Origin of the sequence: Rhizobium sp. B21/90 (assembly GCF_019355815.1) — a bacterium.
GTDB classification, from domain to species: Bacteria; Pseudomonadota; Alphaproteobacteria; order Rhizobiales; family Rhizobiaceae; genus Rhizobium; species Rhizobium rhododendri.
The window spans coordinates 1,815,016-1,834,690 of sequence record NZ_CP072162.1; the positions used below are offsets into that span (position 1 = coordinate 1,815,016).

The 19,675-nt window shown below is 60.8% G+C and carries 19 protein-coding genes and 1 pseudogene; 12 read left to right on the plus strand and 8 right to left on the minus strand.

The genetic code is table 11. From position 1 onward, the window contains the following. Window positions 1-7: 7 nt before the first annotated feature. Window positions 8-2,050, minus strand: coding sequence for an ATP-binding protein (locus J5278_RS08620; protein WP_209184024.1), 2,043 nt, complete (start codon window positions 2,048-2,050; stop codon window positions 8-10). A gap of 323 nt (window positions 2,051-2,373) precedes the next feature. Here J5278_RS08620 and J5278_RS08625 point away from each other — a divergent pair, with 323 nt between their 5' ends. Together J5278_RS08625 and ilvN are read left to right on the plus strand one after the other, a co-directional pair. Then, window positions 2,374-4,167: an acetolactate synthase 3 large subunit gene (locus tag J5278_RS08625; protein ID WP_209184023.1), complete on the plus strand. Its 1,794-nt coding sequence runs from the start codon at window positions 2,374-2,376 to the stop codon at window positions 4,165-4,167. Between the two features lie 80 nt (window positions 4,168-4,247). Further along, window positions 4,248-4,820: an acetolactate synthase small subunit gene (ilvN, locus tag J5278_RS08630; RefSeq protein ID WP_209184022.1), complete on the plus strand. Its 573-nt coding sequence runs from the start codon at window positions 4,248-4,250 to the stop codon at window positions 4,818-4,820. Between the two features lie 27 nt (window positions 4,821-4,847). Here the strand turns inward: ilvN and J5278_RS08635 are convergent, their stop codons facing one another. Then, a complete protein-coding gene (locus J5278_RS08635; protein ID WP_209184021.1) occupies window positions 4,848-5,693 on the minus strand; it encodes an aldo/keto reductase in 846 nt (281 codons plus the stop codon). Window positions 5,694-5,974: 281 nt separating this feature from the next. On the opposite strand from J5278_RS08635, the pseudogene J5278_RS08640 reads away from it, so the two are divergent. From J5278_RS08640 to J5278_RS08650, 3 genes and pseudogenes are all read left to right on the plus strand, one after another. Then, window positions 5,975-6,567, plus strand: a pseudogene (locus J5278_RS08640) (LysE family translocator). A 120-nt stretch (window positions 6,568-6,687) separates the two neighbouring features. Then, a complete protein-coding gene (locus tag J5278_RS08645; RefSeq protein WP_111222907.1) occupies window positions 6,688-7,815 on the plus strand; it encodes an ATP-dependent RecD-like DNA helicase in 1,128 nt (375 codons plus the stop codon). Between the two features lie 114 nt (window positions 7,816-7,929). Beyond that, a complete protein-coding gene (locus J5278_RS08650; RefSeq protein WP_209184020.1) occupies window positions 7,930-8,682 on the plus strand; it encodes a pyridoxine 5'-phosphate synthase in 753 nt (250 codons plus the stop codon). 55 nt (window positions 8,683-8,737) lie between these two features. On the opposite strand, the gene J5278_RS08655 is transcribed toward J5278_RS08650, so the two are convergent. Further along, on the minus strand, window positions 8,738-9,619 hold the full coding sequence (locus J5278_RS08655) for an SDR family oxidoreductase (protein WP_209184019.1): 882 nt from the start codon (window positions 9,617-9,619) through the stop codon (window positions 8,738-8,740). Between the two features lie 139 nt (window positions 9,620-9,758). Between J5278_RS08655 and J5278_RS08660 the strand changes: the two genes are divergently transcribed. Then, window positions 9,759-10,178: a helix-turn-helix domain-containing protein gene (locus J5278_RS08660; protein WP_209184018.1), complete on the plus strand. Its 420-nt coding sequence runs from the start codon at window positions 9,759-9,761 to the stop codon at window positions 10,176-10,178. Window positions 10,179-10,211: 33 nt separating this feature from the next. Here J5278_RS08660 and J5278_RS08665 read toward each other — a convergent pair whose 3' ends face one another. After that, window positions 10,212-10,931: an aspartate/glutamate racemase family protein gene (locus tag J5278_RS08665; RefSeq protein WP_209184017.1), complete on the minus strand. Its 720-nt coding sequence runs from the start codon at window positions 10,929-10,931 to the stop codon at window positions 10,212-10,214. A 159-nt stretch (window positions 10,932-11,090) separates the two neighbouring features. Here J5278_RS08665 and J5278_RS08670 point away from each other — a divergent pair, with 159 nt between their 5' ends. Then, the gene (locus J5278_RS08670; RefSeq protein WP_209184016.1) at window positions 11,091-11,555 is read left to right on the plus strand and encodes an Lrp/AsnC family transcriptional regulator; all 465 of its coding nucleotides are present in this window, start codon (window positions 11,091-11,093) and stop codon (window positions 11,553-11,555) included. Window positions 11,556-11,563: 8 nt separating this feature from the next. Here J5278_RS08670 and J5278_RS08675 read toward each other — a convergent pair whose 3' ends face one another. Continuing rightward, complete coding sequence (locus tag J5278_RS08675; RefSeq protein WP_111222911.1) at window positions 11,564-11,896, minus strand: hypothetical protein; 333 nt, start codon at window positions 11,894-11,896, stop codon at window positions 11,564-11,566. A 236-nt stretch (window positions 11,897-12,132) separates the two neighbouring features. On the opposite strand from J5278_RS08675, the gene J5278_RS08680 reads away from it, so the two are divergent. Further along, a complete protein-coding gene (locus J5278_RS08680) occupies window positions 12,133-13,395 on the plus strand; it encodes an NAD(P)/FAD-dependent oxidoreductase (protein ID WP_209184015.1) in 1,263 nt (420 codons plus the stop codon). A 59-nt stretch (window positions 13,396-13,454) separates the two neighbouring features. Here J5278_RS08680 and J5278_RS08685 read toward each other — a convergent pair whose 3' ends face one another. Beyond that, a complete protein-coding gene (locus J5278_RS08685; RefSeq protein ID WP_209184014.1) occupies window positions 13,455-14,501 on the minus strand; it encodes an NAD(P)-dependent alcohol dehydrogenase in 1,047 nt (348 codons plus the stop codon). Window positions 14,502-14,697: 196 nt separating this feature from the next. On the opposite strand from J5278_RS08685, the gene J5278_RS08690 reads away from it, so the two are divergent. From J5278_RS08690 to ilvC, 3 genes are all read left to right on the plus strand, one after another. Then, complete coding sequence (locus tag J5278_RS08690; RefSeq protein WP_111222914.1) at window positions 14,698-15,606, plus strand: AraC family transcriptional regulator; 909 nt, start codon at window positions 14,698-14,700, stop codon at window positions 15,604-15,606. A 127-nt stretch (window positions 15,607-15,733) separates the two neighbouring features. Next, on the plus strand, window positions 15,734-16,399 hold the full coding sequence (locus J5278_RS08695; protein ID WP_374108265.1) for a TetR/AcrR family transcriptional regulator C-terminal domain-containing protein: 666 nt from the start codon (window positions 15,734-15,736) through the stop codon (window positions 16,397-16,399). 42 nt (window positions 16,400-16,441) lie between these two features. Continuing rightward, entirely contained in the window at window positions 16,442-17,461 is a 1,020-nt protein-coding gene (gene ilvC / locus J5278_RS08700) for a ketol-acid reductoisomerase (protein WP_111222915.1), read from the plus strand. Window positions 17,462-17,550: 89 nt separating this feature from the next. Here ilvC and J5278_RS08705 read toward each other — a convergent pair whose 3' ends face one another. Beyond that, entirely contained in the window at window positions 17,551-17,928 is a 378-nt protein-coding gene (locus J5278_RS08705; RefSeq protein ID WP_209184012.1) for a type II toxin-antitoxin system VapC family toxin, read from the minus strand. Continuing rightward, on the minus strand, window positions 17,928-18,137 hold the full coding sequence (locus J5278_RS08710) for an AbrB/MazE/SpoVT family DNA-binding domain-containing protein (protein WP_111222917.1): 210 nt from the start codon (window positions 18,135-18,137) through the stop codon (window positions 17,928-17,930). The genes J5278_RS08705 and J5278_RS08710 overlap by 1 nt, the downstream gene beginning before the upstream one ends. A 210-nt stretch (window positions 18,138-18,347) precedes the next feature. Between J5278_RS08710 and J5278_RS08715 the strand changes: the two genes are divergently transcribed. Next, on the plus strand, window positions 18,348-19,577 hold the full coding sequence (locus J5278_RS08715) for a PLP-dependent aminotransferase family protein (RefSeq protein WP_209184010.1): 1,230 nt from the start codon (window positions 18,348-18,350) through the stop codon (window positions 19,575-19,577). The last annotated feature ends 98 nt before the right edge of the window (window positions 19,578-19,675 follow it).

Sequence of the window (19,675 nt, forward strand, 5' to 3'; positions counted from 1 at the left end):
GAGGGCGTTAATCCCTGCTGAACAGCGACCCCAGCGGCTTCCTGATAAGACTGTCACGCATCGACGAAGCCTGATCGCGGCGCGGAGATGCGCCGGTGTCCTGCGTAGGGTTTCCCCGGCTGGCATCATCGCGCCTGTATTCGCGGCGCAATTCGGCAAGCTTGCTGTCGATCGAGGTCTGCGGAGGCATGGCGAGGCCGGCGGCAGGCTCGCCGGGGCGAGGCAGCATGTCGGGCCTGTAGGCCTCGACCGATACGGGACCCAAAGGCAGGGGGCGCGGCGTTTCCTCGGACAGGTGGCGCACCGAGGCTGCTTCCGGCTCGATCTCGTCTTCGCCGCTCCTGCTGCTGCCTGTCGAATAGGCCTGCTGAAACGCCGATATGTCCGGTCCGGAGATCGAGCGCATGCGGCTGACGATATTGCGCAAATCGACCGTGTCCGGGGTCACGTCGTCGGCCCGTTCGGCAAGGCCGTTGGCTTTCGGAATGAGATTGTCCGCCACCCTGGTAAAGCGCATGCGCATCGGCACGGCAATCGCCTCGCCGAAAGCGATAGCCTCGCCATTGCCGATCGACGACAGAAAGCTGGTGGTGGAGATGGACGAGTTCGGAATGGCGGAGCGGATGATCTCCTGGTCGCGGTCGTTGGCAAGGCGCATAGCAAACAGCGTCGAGCACTGCGACAGGATGGTCTGGTCGAGTTCGCCGGGGCGCTGCGTGATGATGCCGAGGGAAACGCCATATTTGCGCCCTTCCTTGGCTATCCGCGATATGGCCTGCCGGGTGGGCACAAAACCGAGATTGGGATCGGCTGGAATGTAGCGATGGGCTTCTTCGCAGACAACCAGCATGTGAATGCCACCCTCGCTCCAGAGCGCGATTTCGAATGCCATGCGGCAGAGGACCGAGGCGACGGAATTGACGACTTCAGAGGGAATTCCCGACAATTGAAACGTGCAGATTGGCCGGTCGTCGCCCGGGATCCGGAAGATTTCCGCGATGGTCTCCATGATCGTGTCGCTGATCGTGTTGTTGGAGAACATGAAGTGATAGCGCGGATCGTTGATCGCCGAGATGACGCGGATTTTCAGCGAGCGAAGATGCGGCTTCTCCTGCCGTCCCTCGAGCTTGCCAATGCGCTCGTCGATCAGCGCGAGAAGATCGGCCATCCGGTAAGGAACGGGCGTGTCTGCCGTCATCGAGCTTTTTTCGGTCTGGCGACGCATCAGCGTCGAATCGTTGCCCCGAAAGGCGCGCTTCGCATCCGGAATGATATCGCGCAGCATATCGAGTTCTTCAGCCACGGGCGGGCGGCCCCGGAAGATGACCTCGGCAAACTCCTCCAGCCGCATCAGCCAGAAGGGCAGGTCGAGCGTATCGGTATCGACGACGACGGAATGGTCGGGAAAAGCGGCGGCAAATTCGTTGTGGGGGTCGAGGATCAGCACCCGCAATTTCGGATCGGACGCAATCGCCTTGTGCAGCAGCAGCGATACCGCCGTCGATTTGCCGACGCCGGTCGAGCCGACAACGGCGAAGTGCTTCGAGAGCATGGAGGGTATGTGGATGGCGGCGTCGATCGTTTCGTCCTGCGTCAACTTGCCGATGACGCAGCTGCTTTCCTGGCCGGCGTCATAGATGCGCATCAGGTCGCGAGCGCGCATACGATGGGCGACGGCGCCAAGATGAGGATAGCGGGAAATGCCGGAGGAGAATTCTTCGCGGCCATCGGCATCGACGCGCACTTCGCCCAGCAACTCGGCTTCGATGCGGAACTGGTTGTCCTCACCTTCACCCCAGGCCATGTTGCCGGTGTCCATGGAGTAGACCAGCGCGGCGACGCGGTTTCCTTCGACGCTGATGGAGATCAGGCGGCCAACGGACCAAAGTTCTGTGAGATCGGTGCCGCCCGCCTCTGCGGTTGCGGCGATCGTGACACGAGCTCCGCTGCATGCGACGACGCGGCCAAGAAAGCGGTTCCCGGGGGTGAGGTTGTCGCGGCGGTCATGTTCGCCCGCTTTGCCTGACGTCTGCAAATCGTTGTTTAGCAACCGGGTGCTCCTGATATCGGCCGAGCATAGGGTTATCCGCTTAACAAAGTCCTGTCGAAGTGCTTGTTTTTTCAGCTGACCTTTGGTGCATTGACTTTTTATTGCCCAAAGCGTTGACGCTACGAAATTTTCTGTCTATCAATTCCGGTCATGAACATAGCGACAACTCTTATTGTGGTGGGACAGCGCATGGGCAGGATGGTGTAACCATCCGGCGATAGCCACCCATGCGCTAGACAACAGGCTCCCGAAGGAGCCTTTTTTTATGCCCGAAATCGGGCGTCGCGCTTCCAGAATACTCAAGCAGGCAACGGAACTTGACAATGACGGGCACAGACAAGCAGATCAGCGATAACAGGATGACCGGCGCAGAAATCGTCCTGCGGGCGCTCAAGGACAATGGCGTCGAGCATATTTTCGGCTATCCGGGCGGCGCAATCCTGCCGATCTACGACGAGATCTTCCAGCAGGACGATATCAAGCACATCCTCGTCCGCCACGAGCAGGGCGCCGGACACGCAGCCGAGGGCTATGCGCGCTCGACCGGCAAAGTCGGCGTCATGCTGGTGACCTCCGGCCCCGGCGCCACCAACGCTGTCACGCCGCTGCAGGATGCGCTGATGGATTCGATCCCGCTCGTCTGCCTGACCGGCCAGGTTCCGACGACGCTGATCGGCTCCGATGCTTTCCAGGAATGCGACACGGTCGGCATTACCCGGCCTTGCACCAAGCACAACTGGCTGGTCAAGGACGTCAACAAGCTCGCGGCCGTCATCCACGAAGCCTTTCGGATCGCCCAGACCGGCCGTCCGGGCCCCGTCGTCGTCGACATCCCCAAGGACGTTCAGTTCGCCACCGGCACTTATACGCCGCCTGAAGCCCATGCCGTCCAGAAGAGCTACCAGCCACAGGTCCAGGGCGACATCAACCGCGTCAAGCAGGCCATCGAACTGATGGCGACTGCCCGCCGTCCCGTCATCTATTCCGGCGGCGGCGTCGTCAATGCAGGCCCGGAAGCCTCCAGGTTGCTGCGCGAGCTGGTCGAGCTGACCAATTTCCCCATCACATCGACGCTGATGGGTCTCGGCTCGTATCCAGCTTCCGGCAAGAACTGGCTGAAAATGCTCGGCATGCATGGCTCCTACGAGGCCAACATGGCGATGCACGACTGTGACGTCATGGTCTGCATCGGTGCCCGTTTCGACGACCGCATCACCGGTCGCCTGAACGCCTTTGCGCCGAATTCGAAGAAGATCCACATCGATATCGATCCGTCTTCGATCAACAAGACGGTGCATGTCGACATCGGCATCGTCGGCGACGTCGGCAATGTCCTCGAAGACATGATCCGCCTGTGGCGTGCCCTGCCCAAGAAGCAGGAGCCCGGCCAGCTCTCCGAGTGGTGGGACGACATCAACCGCTGGCGGGCGCGCAATTCCTTCGCCTACAAGATGAGCGACGATGTCATCATGCCACAATACGCGATCCAGCGGCTCTATGAGCTGACGAAGCATCGCGACACCTACATCACGACCGAAGTCGGCCAGCATCAGATGTGGGCGGCCCAGTTCTATGGCTTCGAGGAGCCGAACCGCTGGATGACTTCAGGCGGCCTCGGCACCATGGGCTACGGACTGCCGGCAGCGCTTGGCGTCCAGATCGCCCATCCGGAGGCGCTGGTCATCGACATCGCCGGCGATGCCTCGATCCAGATGTGTATCCAGGAGATGTCGGCGGCGGTGCAGCACGATGCACCGATCAAGATCTTCATCCTCAACAACCAGTACATGGGCATGGTTCGCCAGTGGCAGCAACTGCTGCATGGTAACCGCCTGTCGAACTCCTACACCGAGGCAATGCCTGACTTCGTCAAGCTGGCGGATGCTTATGGCGGCGTCGGCCTGCGCGTCGAAAAACCCGGCGATCTCGATGCGACGATCCAGGAAATGATCGACGTCAGGCGTCCCGTCATCGTCGACTGCCGCGTTGCCAATCTCGCCAACTGCTTCCCGATGATCCCGTCGGGCAAGGCACACAACGAGATGCTGCTGCCGGACGAAGCCACCGACGAGGCCGTCGCCAACGCCATCGACGCCAAGGGGCGCGCGCTGGTTTGATCGCGACGCGGAGGCGCGGTGGACGCGCCTCCAATCATGCATGGCGTTGAACAAATATCTGAGGAAACGGACCCAAGATCATGAATGCACACCTTCAACCGACCGGCTCCGCCTATTTCATTTCGCCGGAAACTGCGACGGCCGAGAACCACACGCTTTCGGTTCTGGTCGATAACGAGCCGGGCACGCTTGCTCGCGTCATCGGCCTATTTTCCGGGCGCGGCTATAACATCGAGAGCCTGACCGTGTCGGAAACCGAACATCAGGCGCATCTGTCACGCATCACCATCGTGACCCGCGGGACGCCACCGGTGCTGGAGCAGATCAAGGCGCAGCTGGAGCGTATCATCCCCGTTCACCGGGTTGTCGACCTGACGGTACGGGCCCGCGAACTCGGCCAGGAACGGCCGATCGAGCGCGAAGTGGCCCTGATCAAGATCACCGGTACCGGCGAGACGCGGGCCGAGACGCTGAGGCTGGCCGACGCTTTCCACGCCAAGGTGGTCGATGCCACCGTCGAACATTTCATTCTGGAGATCACCGGCAAGTCGTCGAAGATCGACCAGTTCGTCGCCATCATGCGGCCGCTCGGCCTGGTCGAGGTCTGCCGCACGGGCATCGCGGCAATGAACCGCGGCCCGCAGGGTATGTAAGCTGCTTTTATGTGGCGCCGCTGGAGATCAGAGCATCTCCAGCGGTGTTTTCCTCTGCGGAGGCGGAAAGGCGGCGTCTATGGCTGCCCAGTCCTCATTCGAAATGTCGAGCGACACTGCCTGCCGGTTTTCCCTGGTGCGCGCCGGCTGGGACGTCTTCGGAATCGCGATGACGCCGTCGCGCCTGAGGACGAAGGCAAGTGCGACCTGGGCAGGCGTAGCCTGATAGGCCTTGGCAAGCTGGACGAGCGTCGGGTGGCGCGTCAGCCGGCCTTGCTCGATAGGCGAATAGGCCATCACCGGGATATTTCGGTCGTGGCACCACGGCAGCAGGTCGAATTCTACTCCACGCCGGCCGAGATTGTAGAGCACCTGGTTTGTGGCGACGTTTCGGCCCGACGGCACCCGCAACAGTTCCTCCATGTCATTGACATCGAAATTCGACACGCCCCAGGCGCGGATCTTGCCGGCAGCCTTCAGCCGCTCGAAGGCGTCGACTGTCTGTGCCAGTGGGTAGCTGCCGCGCCAGTGCAGCAGGTAGAGGTCGAGTCGGTCGGTTCCCAATCGTTGCAGGCTGCGCTCGCATGCCTCGACGGTGCCCTGGCTGTTGGCATTGTGGGGATAAACCTTGCTGACAAGGAAAACCTCGTCGCGACGACCTTTGATCGCCTTGCCGACAAGCCGTTCAGAGGCGCCTTCGCCATACATCTCGGCAGTGTCGATCATCGTCATTCCGAGGTCGATGCCGACCTGGAGGCTTTCGATCTCCGTCTTCGCCCCGGAGGCATCGTCGCCCATGTTCCAGGTGCCCTGGCCAAGGGCTGGAACGCTGATGCCGGAAGGAAAGCTAATCGACGGGATGGCATCGCTCATGGCTGTCGTCTTTCGTATCGTTCATGGAAGAGGTTCACAGAGTACGCTTCTTGTCTCCCAGTGATGTATGCTCCGCACTACAGTTTTAAAGGTCACACTGTCGTGACCCCGGTCGTCGGTGTCAGCCACGGACGCGCTGCCCGATGCTATTTTGTCACCGTCACATTTGTCATCTCGTACATCACGAGGATTGTGTGCATATCGGATGCACGCGTCTTAGAGGACGGACATTCCGTGTACTGCACAGGGCGATGGAAACGCGACATGCCGGGGATACGATGATGCCGCCTGATACGTTGCTGGCCCTGCTTCTATTTGCCTTCACCACGTCGATCACGCCGGGCCGAACAACATGATGCTGTTCGCATCGGGGGTAAATTTCGGCTTTCGGCGCACGATCCCGCATATGTTCGGCATAGGTGTCGGCTTTCTGTCGCTGCTTTTGAGCGTCGGTCTTGGGCTTGGCGCCATCTTGCATACGGTCCCGGTGTTATACACCGCCCTGAAATTCGCAGGCGGGGCCTATCTGCTTTGGATTGCCTGGAAGATCGGCTCGTCGCGCAGCCTCGGTGAAAGGGAAGGCGGCGCCCGGCCGATGTCGTTTTTCGCAGCCGCTGCCTTCCAGTGGATCAATCCGAAGGCCTGGGTCATGGCCGTCACCGCGATGGCTGCCTACACCGATGCGGACCGATATTTTGTCAGCGTGACGATCGTCGGACTGGTCTTTGCCGCAGTCAATATCCCGACGGTCTCCACCTGGGCCGGCTTCGGATCGGCGCTGCGCGAGTGGCTGGCGGTGCCGGTGCGGCTGAAGTGCTTCAATATTACAATGGCGGTTCTGCTCGTGCTCAGCCTCTGGCCGATGCTGAAGTAAGGCAGCGTTGGGGAGGCTCACCTGCGTTGGGGGGTGGGTGAGGGTAGGTCTGCCTCTTATTCCCGGTATCCGCAGATTTTTCCGGTTGCCTCCAAAGGGCGAATCCTGCCAAGTCCGGCGATGCAATTTGCGCCACAACAAGATGAAGCGCTTAAGGCCGTTTCCAAATGGCTGAAGGACGGGCGGTCGCCGCTTTTTCGCCTGTTCGGCTATGCCGGAACCGGCAAGACGACGCTTGCCCGCCATTTCGCCGAGAATGTCGATGGGGAGGTGCTGTTTGCCGCCTTCACCGGCAAGGCTGCCCAGGTGCTGCGGTCGCGCGGCGCCACCAATGCCCGGACCATCCATTCGCTGATCTATCGTCCGCGCGGCGAGGAGTCCGTCGAGGATGAGGAAACCGGCAAAAGCTCGATGACGCCGATGTTTACCGTCAACCGGCAGAGCCCGGTGTCGAAGGCTGCGCTGATCGTCGTCGACGAGTGCTCGATGGTCGACGAGGCGCTCGGCAAGGATCTGATGAGTTTCGGCACGCCGATCCTTGTGCTCGGCGATCCGGGCCAGCTTCCGCCGATCACCGGGGGTGGGTTTTTCACCAATGAAGAGCCGGACTACCTGCTGACCGATATCCACCGCCAGGCTCGCGACAACCCGATCATCCAGCTCGCCATGCAGGTGCGCGAAGGCAAGGAGATCATGCACGGCGATTACGGGACCGTGCAGGTCATCTCCAAGGGCGAGGTTACGCAGCCGCTGGTGCTCGAGGCCGATCAGGTGCTCGTCGGCACCAACAAGACACGCAAGCGCTACAACCAGCGCCTTCGCGAGCTGAAGGGCTTCAATACAGAATATCCGCAGTCTGGCGACAAGCTCGTCTGCCTGCGTAACGATCCGGCTAAGGGGCTGCTGAACGGCTCGCTCTGGCAGGTCATGACCTCGTCCAAAGAGACCACCAAGCCCGGCATCAACCTTCTGATCCGTCCTGAAGACGACGACATGGATCGCGGTGCGGCCAAGATCAAGGTGCTGAAGACGGCCTTCGAGGATGTCCAGGGTGAAATCCCGTGGACCACCCGCAAACGCTATGACGAGTTCGACTTCGGTTATGCCTTAACGGTGCACAAGGCACAGGGCTCGCAGTGGAACAAGGTCGTCCTGTTCGACGAGAGCTGGGCCTTTCGCGACACGCGCGAACGCTGGCTCTACACGGCGATCACCCGTGCCGCAGAGACGCTGACCATCGTTCGCTGAGGTCTGCCGGTTGCATCAATCTTTTGCATGGCTTGCACATGCGAATGTCATTGGCGTTGACGGGGCGATCGGATTAAAAGCGCAGGCACGTTGCTCGTGAACTGGATATCGACGATGCCCACCAAGCTCTCCGTGAATGTCAATGCCATCGCCATGCTTCGCAACCGCCGGGACCTTCCCTGGCCGAGCCTCGAGGCGCTCGGGCGGATCGTGCTCCAAGCCGGCGCCAGCGGATTGACGGTGCATCCGCGTCCGGATCAGCGACATGTGCGATTTTCGGACCTCCCAGTCATTCGCGCGCTGATCGACGACGAATTCCCTGAGGCGGAATTCAATATCGAGGGCTATCCGACGCCAGAATTCTTCGATCTCTGTGCCGGTGTCGAGCCGGAGCAGGTGACGCTGGTGCCGGATCATCCGTCGCAGGCGACGTCGGACCATGGCTGGGATTTCCGCAAGCACCAAGCGTTTCTGGCCGATGTGATCGGGCCCTACAAGAAGCTGGGCTGCCGCGTCTCGCTGTTTGCCGACGGCGACGGCGATCCCGAGGTAGTAGCGATTGCCAAGACTGTCGGTGCCGACCGGATCGAGCTGTATACCGGTCCATACGGTGGATGTCATAATTCGCCGGAGCGGGCGGCTGCCGTGCTTGCGGGTCTTGGCAAGACAGCCGATGCGGCCATCGCGCTGGGGATGGGCGTCAATGCCGGTCACGATCTGACGGTCGCCAACCTGCCGGACCTGATCAAGCGTATCCCGCAGCTTGCCGAGGCATCGATCGGTCATGCACTCACTGCCGATGCGCTGGAGTTCGGCATGGCGGAGACCGTTCGCCGGTTTCGCCGGGCGTGCGGGCAGATAGTTTAGGCCACCGTCGCCCAATCGCCCCCGGATGGGGGAGATTGGGTTAGCGGCCTTGGGCTTACGCCGCCAATTCAGTCTTTCGTTCTTCAAAGAAACTTCTCAGCGTCTGCGGAACCTTGCCGGTCAGTGTCGTGAAATCGGCGGTCAGGCTGTCGAAGTTTCCGGCGCGTATGTTTGCGTCGGCAGATGCCAGCATGTCGACCAGGAATGGCGGCAGGCCGGCGCCGGCCATACCGGCGGCAAGCTGTTCGTCGGTGACGTCAATGACCTCTAGCGGGCGACCCGTGACAGCAGAGACCGTCGAGGCGACATCCTTGATCGAATAGGAAGTAGAGCCTGTCAGCGTGTAGGTCTTGCTTTCCGTATCGCTGGAAGCAAGGGCTGCGGCAATGGCCAGCGCGCAGTCTTCGCGGGAAATGTAGGGCGCCTTGCCGCCTGATGTCGCGGTGTACCACTTTCCGCCCTGCAGATTGTGCGGCAGGGACATCATGAAATTATCCAGGTACCAGGCGTCGCGCAGGATGGTGTAGCCGATACCGCTGGCCTTGATGGCATTCTCGGTGCCGAGATGATCGGGGGCGAAGGTCACCAGCGATTTGTCAGGGTTTGGCATCGAGGTGTAGAGGATGTGCTTGACGCCGGCGGCCTTGGCAGCCTCGATGGCAGCCTTGTGCTGAGCCAGGCGCTTGCCGGGAGTGTCGAGCGAATCCGTGCTGATGATCAGCAGGCGGTCGACGCCCGTAAAGGCCGAGACGAGGCCTGCCGCATCGTCGAAATCCGCCTTGCGGGTGACGACGCCCTTGGCTGCAAGTGTGCCGAGCTTTTCCGGGCTGCGGGTCGCGGCGACGATATCGCCGGGAGCGACCTTGTAGGTTTCGAGCAGGTGATGGACGACGCTCTGGCCGAGCTTGCCGGCAGCGCCGGTGACGAGAAGGGTCATGGGGTTTTCCTCTGTTCCTTGCAACCGGCTCAACGACCGGCGTTGCAGTCTCAAAAAGAGACTTGCGCTACAATAGGAATTGAGAGAGTTCTGTAAAGGAGGCAGTTTTTCTGCCATAGGTTACCAAAAGGGAACTGCCATGAGCGGCACCGTCGTCAATCTGCGCAACAAGGACATGGCCGGGAATGGTCGGGTGTTCGACGTCGCCAAACTCGATCCGAGCAATTGCCCCATCCGGGACGTGATGCAGCAAATCCATGGAAAATGGTCGACGCTGCTCGTCGATGCGCTGTCGCAGCGTCCCTATCGCTTTGGCGAACTAAAGCGCGCCGTGCCTGATATCTCGCAACGGATGCTCACCCAGACGCTGCGCGACCTGCAGCGCGACGGTTATGTTGAACGCGAGGTCTTTCCGACAAAGCCGCCGAGTGTCGAATACCGGATGACCGATCTTGGACGCTCGCTCTATGAGCCGCTGTCGCACTTGCTGAACTGGGCGGAGGCCAACCACGACAACGTCCGGGATGCCCGCCGCAGGTTCGACGAATCCGGCGCCTGAGGCGCGCGCCGGATCCAGCGTTTCCAGGTGTTTTCAGGCAGCTTCGGCGTCGATATTGGCCAGCGGCGCCAAGGCGAAATCTACGGCTGCCCGTGCGTGGATCGTCGTGCTGTCGAAACCGGGCAGCGGCAATTTTTCAGCATCGAGAATGAGGCAAATCTCGGTGCAGCCAAGGATGACGCTGTCCGCACCGCCAGCCTTCGCCCGTTCGACGATCTCCAGCAGTTTAACACGCGATTCATCGCGGACTTTGCCGGCACAGAGTTCGTCGAAGATGATGTCGTGCACCGCCGTGCGGTCATCGGCGTCAGGCACGATCACGGAGACGCCGAGTTCGGCCATGCGGTCGGCATAGAACCCGTGTTCCATGGTGTAGCGGGTGGCAAGCAACAGCGGCCTCCTGCGACCGGCTGCCTTGAGCGCGCTTGCGGTTTCATCGATGATGTGGACCAGCGGGACGGAGATGCGGGCTGCCACTTCCTCAGCAATCAGATGCATGGTGTTGGTGCAGATCAGCACGCAGTCGGCACCGGCGCGCTCCAGGCCGGCTGCGACGTCCCCGAGTCGTCTGGAGGCGTCGGTCCAGCGACCGGCCTTCTGCAAGGCGACGATATCGGCGAAATTGACCGAATGCATCAGAACCTCGGCAGAGGTCAGGCCGCCATGTGCATCGCGGACCATCTCGTTGACGAGACGGTAGTAGACCGCCGAACTTTCGAAGCTCATGCCGCCGATCAGGCCAATGGTGCGCATAGAATTTGTCTCCGCTTGTGATTCCGTTGCCACCATTGTCGTTCGAAACATCCGCGCGTGATTTGCATTTTTCGTTCGATTTACAAAAATAACGTAATAAGATTGTGCGATATGTCTTCTTCGTGCAAATTTATCGCGTGGTAGTGAGGAGGGACGCTGATGCTGGACGAACGGGACCGGAAATTGCTCGATATCTTGCAAGGCGATGCCGGAATATCGGTCACGGCCTTGGCCGATGCCGTGGCTCTGTCGGTATCCGCCTGTTCGCGCCGGATCCAGCGACTGGAGGACAGCGGTCATATCGCCCGGCGGATCGTCGTGCTCGACCGCCGCAAAATGGGCGTGCCCACCACCGTCTACGCGCTGATCAAGACCGCCCATCACGCCGACGAATGGATCGAGCGCTTCAAGAGGGCTATCACCGACATACCGGAGATCGTCGAGGCGCACCGGCTGACGGGCAACCACGACTATATCCTCAAGATCGTGCTGCCGAGCGTCGAGCATTACGACGTGATCTACAAGACCATCGTCCGCCGGGTCGAACTGTTCGACGTAGCGGCTTCCATCTCGATGGAGGAACTCAAAAGCGGAATGGCAATCCCCGTTGGGTATGCGGTATAGGCGGGTGCTCAGATCGCCTCATAGGCGAACAACAAGCCGATGAGAGTGATGCCGAACAGGCCGAACAAGAAGCATTGGTCGGCGACCGTCTCGAGTGTCCTGCTGAGCTTCAGCCGGTTGGCAAAGCGGATCGACAAATAGGACGTGATGGCGCTGACGAGGAAGAGAAGCGAGGCGCAGCCTGCGTACTCGTCGACCCGGCTTGGCCCGATGCGGCCCTCGACAACCTTCACCAGTCCGATCAGCGTGGTGCAGATACCGACCATGGTGCCGGATGTCGGCAGGATATGCTGGGCCAGTGTCTTCTCAGCAGCCGGATTATCTTTTTTCGACACGGTCAATACTGTGTTCCCCCAGTCGCCACTGCAGGCGTCGGCTTCCCAACGCTTAATGCACGCGGACGTTGGTGTCGACATTAGCGTGGAGGATTAGCCCGCAATTGCTGTTCTTCCGGGAAGGTAGCTCTGGTCGTCGGCTGGCGGATCTGAGGATGTGCAACGGAGCCATGCGTAAACGGCGGTTGATGTCCGTCGAGAACAGGCTCACGTGAGGAGGGGGAGCACAGGAAAGGATCGTCATGCAGGAACATCATGTCGTCGTGGTCGGCGGCGGTTTTGCGGGATTGCAGATCGTCAACGACCTCACGCGGGCGCCTGTCCGCATCACGCTGATCGATCGGCGCAATCACCACCTCTTCCAGCCGTTACTCTATCAGGTCGCAACGACACTGCTGTCGACCTCCGAGATCGCCTGGCCGATCCGCAGCCTTTATCGCGAGCGGCCCGATGTCACGACGCTGCTGGCCGAAGTCGAGGGCATCGACAGGCAGGCAAAGACCGTGGCGCTTACCAACGGCGAAATCGTTGGCTACGATACGCTGGTGCTGGCGACTGGTGCCACGCACGCCTATTTCGGTCATGACGAATGGGAGCCGGTCGCACCCGGCCTGAAGACGCTCGAGGATGCCACGACCATCCGCCGCCGCCTGCTTTTGGCCTTCGAGCGGGCCGAGATGGAAGAAGACGCGGCGATCCGCGAGGCGCTGCTGACCTTCGTCATCGTCGGTGCCGGACCGACCGGTGTCGAACTTGCAGGCATCATCGCCGAACTGGCGCACGATACCCTTCCGAAGGAGTTCCGCCGCATCGATACCACGAAGACCAAGGTCGTTCTCGTCGAGGCCGGGCCGCACATTCTCTCGGCCTTCGTCGATGACCTGTCGGCCTACGCCCACAGCAAGCTGCAGAGCAGCGGCGTCGAGATCCGCACCGGCAAGGCCGTGACGTCCTGCACGGCCGACGGTGTCGTTGTCGGCGACAGCTTCATTCCGTGCCGAACGATCGTCTGGGCAGCCGGTGTGCAGGCGTCGCCCGCGGCGGCCTGGCTCGATGTGCCGGCAGACCGCGCAGGCCGGGTCGTTGTCGAAAAGAACCTGACGGTACCCGGCGACGACGCAATCTTCGTGATCGGCGACACGGCGTCGGTTCTGCGCGAAGACGGGGCGCCGGTGCCCGGTGTTGCGCCCGCCGCCAAGCAGCAGGGTGCATTCGTCGCCAGGGTGATTGAGGCGCGGCTTTCCGGCAAGACCGTGCCGGATACCTTCCGCTACCACCACCAGGGAAACCTCGCCACCATTGGCAAGGGCGCGGCGATCATCGATTTTGGATGGATCAAAATGAAGGGCGGTCTCGCCTGGTGGATATGGGGGCTTGCCCACATCTATTTCCTTATCGGCACGCGGTCGAGGCTCAGCGTTGCCTGGAGCTGGTTGTGGATCTATCTCAGCCGTCAGCACAGCGCACGGCTGATCACGCAGAAAGAAACGCCGCGCGAGGATTGAGGTCACGCAAAAGGGCGACCCGCGAGGGCCGCCCTTGATGTCTTCAGGATGATTTCGACTTACGCTGCGAGCGAAGCGATATCGATGACGAAGCGGTAACGCACGTCGCTCTTCAGAACGCGTTCATAGGCTTCGTTGACGTCCTGGATGTTGATCTTCTCGATTTCCGAGACGATGTTGTGCTTGCCGCAGAAGTCGAGCATTTCCTGCGTTTCCTTGATCGAGCCGATCATCGAGCCCGACAGGCTCTTGCGGCCCGGGATCAGCGAGAAGGCATGAACCGGGATTGCATGTTCAGGCGCGCCGACGATGACCATCGAGCCATTGACCTTGAGCAAGCCGAGATAGGCGTTCCAGTCGATCGCGACACCGGCCGTGCAGATGATCAGGTCGAAGGTGCCGGCCAGCTTGGTGAAGGTTTCGGCATCCGACGTGGCGTAGTATTCCTTGGCGCCGAGCCGCAGTCCGTCTTCCTTCTTCGAAAGGCCCTGCGAGAGCACCGTGATATCGGCACCCATGGCGGCGCCGATCTTCACGCCCATGTGGCCGAGACCGCCCATGCCGACGATGGCAACCTTCTTGCCGGGACCGGCCTTCCAGTGGTGCAGCGGCGAGTAGAGCGTGATGCCGGCGCAGAGCAGGGGGGCGGCGCCGTCGAGCGGAAGATTTTCCGGGATCGAGAGGACATAGCCTTCCTTGACGACGATCGAGTCCGAATAGCCGCCCTGGGTGGGCGTCTTGCCGTCGGCTTCGACGCTGTTGTAGGTCTGCACGAGACCGGGCATGTACTGCTCGTTGTCTACATCCCGGTTGGCGCAGCCGACGCAGCTGTCGACGAAGCAGCCGACGCCAACGTGGTCGCCGACCTTGAACTTGGTGACGTTGGCGCCGACGGCGGACACGATGCCGGCAATCTCATGGCCGGGAACGATCGGGTATACGGCGTTCTTCCACTCGTTGCGAACGGTGTGGATGTCGGAGTGGCAGATGCCGGCAAACTTGATGTCGATGACGACGTCGTCGGCATTCGGCTCGCGCCGTTCGAATGTGAAAGGGGTGAGGGGTTTGGACGCGTCCGTTGCGGCGTAGCCTTTTGCGATTGGCATGGGATATTCCTTCTTTGGGGGCTGCAAGGTGATGATCCCTTATGCCGCGTTTCCTGTCACCGGCGTTAGAGCGATCCTCTCAGGTTTTTGCCCGATCCTGCAAAAGTGTGAACGCCGCCTATTTGCCGGGCTAGGGATTTCGCCTACATAGGAACGGTAGCTTGCTCCCCCTGCACCCCCGATTAAGAGTGCCTTGATGACACTGATGTTCAATCCCCATCATGAAATCGCATCGATCGCCGCCCGGTTTGCGCCCGGCGAAGGAGAGTTCAAGACAGCGATCGAAGGGCTCGGGATAAGCCGTCGCTCGATGCCGAGCGCACCCTGCCACGCCAGCTATCGGCCGTGCTTCGCGATGGTTATCCAAGGGGCGAAAAGCCTGCAGCTCGGAACCGACACCATTAATTACGGCGCCGGCGACTACCTCCTGACGTCGCTCGATCTCCCTGTCGCCTGGCGCGTCGTCGAGGCCAGTCCGGAAGTCCCGCACTTCTGCATAACGCTTGCCATCAGCCCCGAGAAACTGCTCGATCTGCTCAGCCGGACGGATATCCAGCGGCCAGCCGAACCTGCTGCGGGCCAGCGCGGAATGATGGTCAACATCGCGACGCCCGAATTGCTCGATGCTGCCGTGCGGCTGCTCCGCTTGCTCGATAATCCGAGCGACATCCCGGCGATGGCGCCGCTGCTCGAGCAGGAGATCCTCTACCGCATCCTGACGGGACCAGCGGGTGGACAACTCATCAACATCGCTGTCGCCGACAATCACGGCCACCGCATCGCCCGCGCCGTTGCCTGGCTCAGAGAGAATTTCGCTCGTCCGCTCCGCATCGAGGAGTTGGCCGAGCACGTCAACATGAGCGTTTCCTCCTTTCACCATCATTTCAAGGCAATCACAGCGATGACGCCGGTGCAGTACCAGAAGCAGTTGCGGCTGCACGAGGCCCGGCGGCTGATGCTGATCGAGCGGCTCGATGTCGGCACCGCCGGCCACCGCGTCGGTTACCAGAGCCCGTCGCAGTTCAGCCGCGAATACAGCCGTCTCTACGGCCTGTCGCCGCTGCGCGACGTCGAAGGCATGCGCGCGCCCATCGCCGCCGAATAGGGCTCGCGCAGCAGCTGGCCGCACGTCTCGGCGCTCACGGAAATTTCTTCGGCTCTCTGCCCAAAGTCGCTTGACGCCTTGAGCCAGCTGCGGCATAAGGCTGCGAACCGTACCGTACGGTACGCAAGTGGGAGTGGTCATTGTGCCGAGCGACGCACTGCAGACATCGGAGTTTTCGCCACGTCAGAACGCCGTTCTGGAGCAGGCGCTGCGATTGCTGGTGGACGGTGGCGAAAAGGCGCTGACGACATCCGGCGTGGCGCGCGCCGCCAATTGCTCCAAGGAAAGTCTCTACAAGTGGTTCGGCGACCGCGACGGGTTGCTGTCTGCGATGATTGCCCACCAGGCGAGCAAGGTCCGTACCTTCGAGCGCAACGGCGAACGGCTGACGGCGACGAGCCTGCACGATCATCTGGTGATCTTTGCCCGCGACCTCCTGGAAGTGCTGGCCGGCGACGTATCGCTGGCACTGAACAGGTTGGCGATCGGCCAGTCGAACCGCGATGGCTCGAAGCTTGGGAAGCTGCTGCTCGAGCGCGGACGTCGACAGATCGACCGACGTGCCAGCGGCCTGATCGATGCCGGCAAGCGGGCGGGGCTGTTGCGCTTCGACGATGCCAACGAGGCCTACCATACGCTCTATGGCCTCGTTGTCTCCGACCTGCACGTTCGCATGCTGCTCGGCGAACGCAGCATCAAGGATGGTGCCCAGCAGGCGGAGAGGGCGGTCAGTGCTTTCCTCAGGCTCTATGGCACGGAAAAAGTTTCGGCGGATGCAGCCGCATCCGTCTGATGGATCAAACCAAAATCGACAAGCAAGGGAAGGAAAAATCAAATGCGCGTCTATTACGATCGTGATGCCGATCTCAATCTCATCAAGGCCAAGAACGTAGTCATCGTCGGCTACGGGTCCCAGGGTCGCGCCCATGCGCTGAACCTCAAGGACAGCGGCGCCGCCAATGTGGTCATCGCGCTCAAGGCCGGTTCGCAGACGATCAAGAAGGCCGAAGCCGATGGCTTCAAGGTCATGACCGTCGCAGACGCCGCCAAGTGGGGCGACCTGTTGATGATGGCGACCCCGGACGAGTTGCAGGCCGATATCTGGAAGGCCGACATCGAAGCCAACATCCGTGACGGCGCCGCCATCGCTTTTGCCCACGGCCTGAATATCCATTTTGGCCTTATCGAGCCGAAGGCGTCGCTTGACATCGTCATGATCGCACCGAAGGGCCCCGGCCACACGGTTCGTGGCGAATACCAGAAGGGCGGCGGTGTGCCTTGCCTCGTGGCCGTTCACCAGAACGCTTCCGGCAACGCGCTTGAACTGGCGCTCTCCTACGCCTGCGGCGTCGGCGGCGGTCGTTCGGGCATCATCGAAACCAACTTCCGCGAAGAATGCGAAACCGACCTGTTCGGCGAGCAGGTCGTCCTCTGCGGCGGCCTGGTCGAACTGATCCGCGCCGGTTTCGAAACGCTGACCGAAGCCGGCTACGCACCGGAAATGGCCTATTTCGAATGCCTGCACGAAGTGAAGCTGATCGTCGACCTGATCTATGAAGGCGGCATCGCCAACATGAACTACTCGATCTCGAACACGGCGGAATGGGGCGAATACGTCACCGGCCCACGCATCATCACGGCCGAAACAAAGGCTGAAATGAAGCGCGTTCTGACCGACATCCAGACCGGCAAGTTCACCTCGGACTGGATGCAGGAATACCGTGCCGGCGGCTCGCGCTTCAAGGGCATCCGTCGCATGAACGACAATCACCAGATCGAGGAAGTCGGCGCCAAGCTGCGCGGCATGATGCCTTGGATCGGCAAGAACAAGCTGGTCGACAAGGCCGTCAACTAAGCCTTTCGTGATATTATGTGAGACAAGGAGGCCGGGGCGAAAGCCTCGGCCTTTTCCGTATGGTGGGTAGAGCGAAGTTTCGGGTTACGCTAGCTGATCTTCTCGACGTAGGCTGCCCAAGCCAGACCTTTGAAATGCGCATCGCAGGTCAGAATGTCTGCATCGTAAGTTTCAGCAGTTGCGTGGATGATTGCATCGGCGATCGACAGTTTGTGGCGCGTTGCCGTCTCCGCTGCCAGTCGTGCTATCGCCGTATCTAGTGGCGCGATGATGCATGTGGCTGTAAACGCGAAAAACTGATCGACGGCTTCTTCACCCTTTTCGCGGCTCAGCCACTTGGATAGCTCGAGCTGGACGATGGTGGGCACGACGCACTTGTCGCGTTCGGGCATTTCATCGGCCAAGCGTTGACCAGTCGCGCTGTCGAGCAACCATTCGATCCATGCCGAGCTATCGACCACGCGCATCAGAGACGATCGTCGCGGTCGCGATAGTTCTCAGGATTTCCTCCAGCCGCAATCCCCCTGAGGCTTTCGAGTGTCGGCACTGGCATAATCAGCACCGCATTGCCCTTCGGGATGAAAACGAACTCCTGACCCGCAGACCAGTCTTGCTGATCTCGGACCTCTTTCGGGATCGAAATCTGGAATTTGGACGATAGGGTTGCGGTTGCCATCTTACCATCTCTTGATCGATGTCTATCCAGTAAGAATAACACACCAGCAACGTCGGGGGAATTGACGTTTCCAACTGTATGGACCGATCGTTCGCTTCCTATTCATCATCAAAATCGTCACTGCCTATTGGCAAAATAGGTCAGCATTATTGACTTATCTTTTGTTGCGTGGTTAGCTTCCCGAAAGACACAAAATTACGAGGAAGCCCCATGTTGAATTGGGAAACGATCTTTGCGACGCGCTCGAGCCGGATGCGCGCCTCTGAAATCCGCGAATTATTGAAGCTGCTGGATCGGCCGGATATCATCTCGTTCGCGGGCGGGATCCCCGATCCGGAGTTGTTTCCGAAGGATGCGTTCAAGCAGGCCTACGCCGACATCTTCGACGGTGCGACTGTCGATGCAGCGCTGCAATATTCGGTCAGCGAGGGCTACAAGCCGCTGCGTGTGTGGCTCGTGCAGCAGATGGCCGGGCTCGGCGTTGCCTGCGGCCTCGACAACGTATTCATCGTCTCCGGGTCGCAGCAGGCGCTCGATTATCTGGGCAAGCTGATGCTGTCTCCCGATGATACGGCTCTCGTCACGGCGCCGACCTATCTCGGCGCGCTGCAGGCCTTTAACGCCTACGAGCCGACTTACGACCGGTTGACGCCGAACGGCAACCGCACGCCGGGTTCCTATCGCGCTGCTGCGGAGAAGGCCGGTGGGCGGGTGAAGTTTGCCTATCTGTCTCCGGATTTTGCCAATCCGACCGGTGAGACGATCGACCTCGAGGCGCGCGAAAAGCTCATCGACCTCGCCGACGATCTCGATATCGCTATCGTCGAAGATGCCGCCTACCAGTCGCTGCGCTACGACGGCAACCCGATCCCGCCGATCCTTGCCCTGGAGATTTCCCGCAAGGGCGATATCGAAGCAACGCGGACGATCTATTGCGGCAGTTTTTCCAAGACGATGGCACCGGGTCTGCGCGTCGGATACGTCGTTGCCAACGCTCAGGTAATCCGCAAGCTGGTGCTGATGAAGCAGGCGGCGGATCTTCACTCTTCGACCATCAACCAGATGGCCATTCACAAGGTCGTCGAGCATGGTTTCCCGGCTCAGGTTGCCAGGATCGGAACGGTCTACAGGCGCCGCCGGGACTGCATGCTGGCAGCCCTTGCCAAGTACATGCCGGCCGGGACCCACTGGACGAAGCCTGAAGGCGGCATGTTCATCTGGGTCACCCTGCCGGAGGGCATGGATGGAGCGACGCTGCTTGCAAAATCGCTACAGACGGCCAAGGTCGCATTCGTGCCGGGGCAGGCGTTCTTTGCGGATGGATCCGGCGCCAATACATTCCGGATGAGTTTTTCCCGCGCCGACGACCAGCAGATCGAAGAGGGCATTCACCGCCTGGCGGACCTGATTGCGCAAGAGATCGTCTCCAAGGCGGCCTAGTGGGTGCGCTTGCTCAAGGCAGACGTTTTGTCCGGCCGTGGGCCATTCTGAAATCCCTCTATCTCCGGAGCCGCACAGTTCGTCTGCCGGGCGCCTCC

What these genes read in the sequence shown, in the direction of transcription:
- J5278_RS08625 (WP_209184023.1), top strand. Translation starts at nt 2,374, where the DNA reads ATGACGGGCACAGACAAGCAGATCAGCGATAACAGGATGACCGGCGCA.
- ilvN (WP_209184022.1), top strand. Translation starts at nt 4,248, where the DNA reads ATGAATGCACACCTTCAACCGACCGGCTCCGCCTATTTCATTTCGCCG.
- J5278_RS08635 (WP_209184021.1), bottom strand. Translation starts at nt 5,693, where the DNA reads ATGAGCGATGCCATCCCGTCGATTAGCTTTCCTTCCGGCATCAGCGTT.
- J5278_RS08645 (WP_111222907.1), top strand. Translation starts at nt 6,688, where the DNA reads ATGCAATTTGCGCCACAACAAGATGAAGCGCTTAAGGCCGTTTCCAAA.
- J5278_RS08650 (WP_209184020.1), top strand. Translation starts at nt 7,930, where the DNA reads ATGCCCACCAAGCTCTCCGTGAATGTCAATGCCATCGCCATGCTTCGC.
- J5278_RS08655 (WP_209184019.1), bottom strand. Translation starts at nt 9,619, where the DNA reads ATGACCCTTCTCGTCACCGGCGCTGCCGGCAAGCTCGGCCAGAGCGTC.
- J5278_RS08660 (WP_209184018.1), top strand. Translation starts at nt 9,759, where the DNA reads ATGAGCGGCACCGTCGTCAATCTGCGCAACAAGGACATGGCCGGGAAT.
- J5278_RS08665 (WP_209184017.1), bottom strand. Translation starts at nt 10,931, where the DNA reads ATGCGCACCATTGGCCTGATCGGCGGCATGAGCTTCGAAAGTTCGGCG.
- J5278_RS08670 (WP_209184016.1), top strand. Translation starts at nt 11,091, where the DNA reads ATGCTGGACGAACGGGACCGGAAATTGCTCGATATCTTGCAAGGCGAT.
- J5278_RS08680 (WP_209184015.1), top strand. Translation starts at nt 12,133, where the DNA reads ATGCAGGAACATCATGTCGTCGTGGTCGGCGGCGGTTTTGCGGGATTG.
- J5278_RS08685 (WP_209184014.1), bottom strand. Translation starts at nt 14,501, where the DNA reads ATGCCAATCGCAAAAGGCTACGCCGCAACGGACGCGTCCAAACCCCTC.
- J5278_RS08690 (WP_111222914.1), top strand. Translation starts at nt 14,698, where the DNA reads ATGACACTGATGTTCAATCCCCATCATGAAATCGCATCGATCGCCGCC.
- ilvC (WP_111222915.1), top strand. Translation starts at nt 16,442, where the DNA reads ATGCGCGTCTATTACGATCGTGATGCCGATCTCAATCTCATCAAGGCC.
- J5278_RS08705 (WP_209184012.1), bottom strand. Translation starts at nt 17,928, where the DNA reads ATGCGCGTGGTCGATAGCTCGGCATGGATCGAATGGTTGCTCGACAGC.
- J5278_RS08710 (WP_111222917.1), bottom strand. Translation starts at nt 18,137, where the DNA reads ATGGCAACCGCAACCCTATCGTCCAAATTCCAGATTTCGATCCCGAAA.
- J5278_RS08715 (WP_209184010.1), top strand. Translation starts at nt 18,348, where the DNA reads ATGTTGAATTGGGAAACGATCTTTGCGACGCGCTCGAGCCGGATGCGC.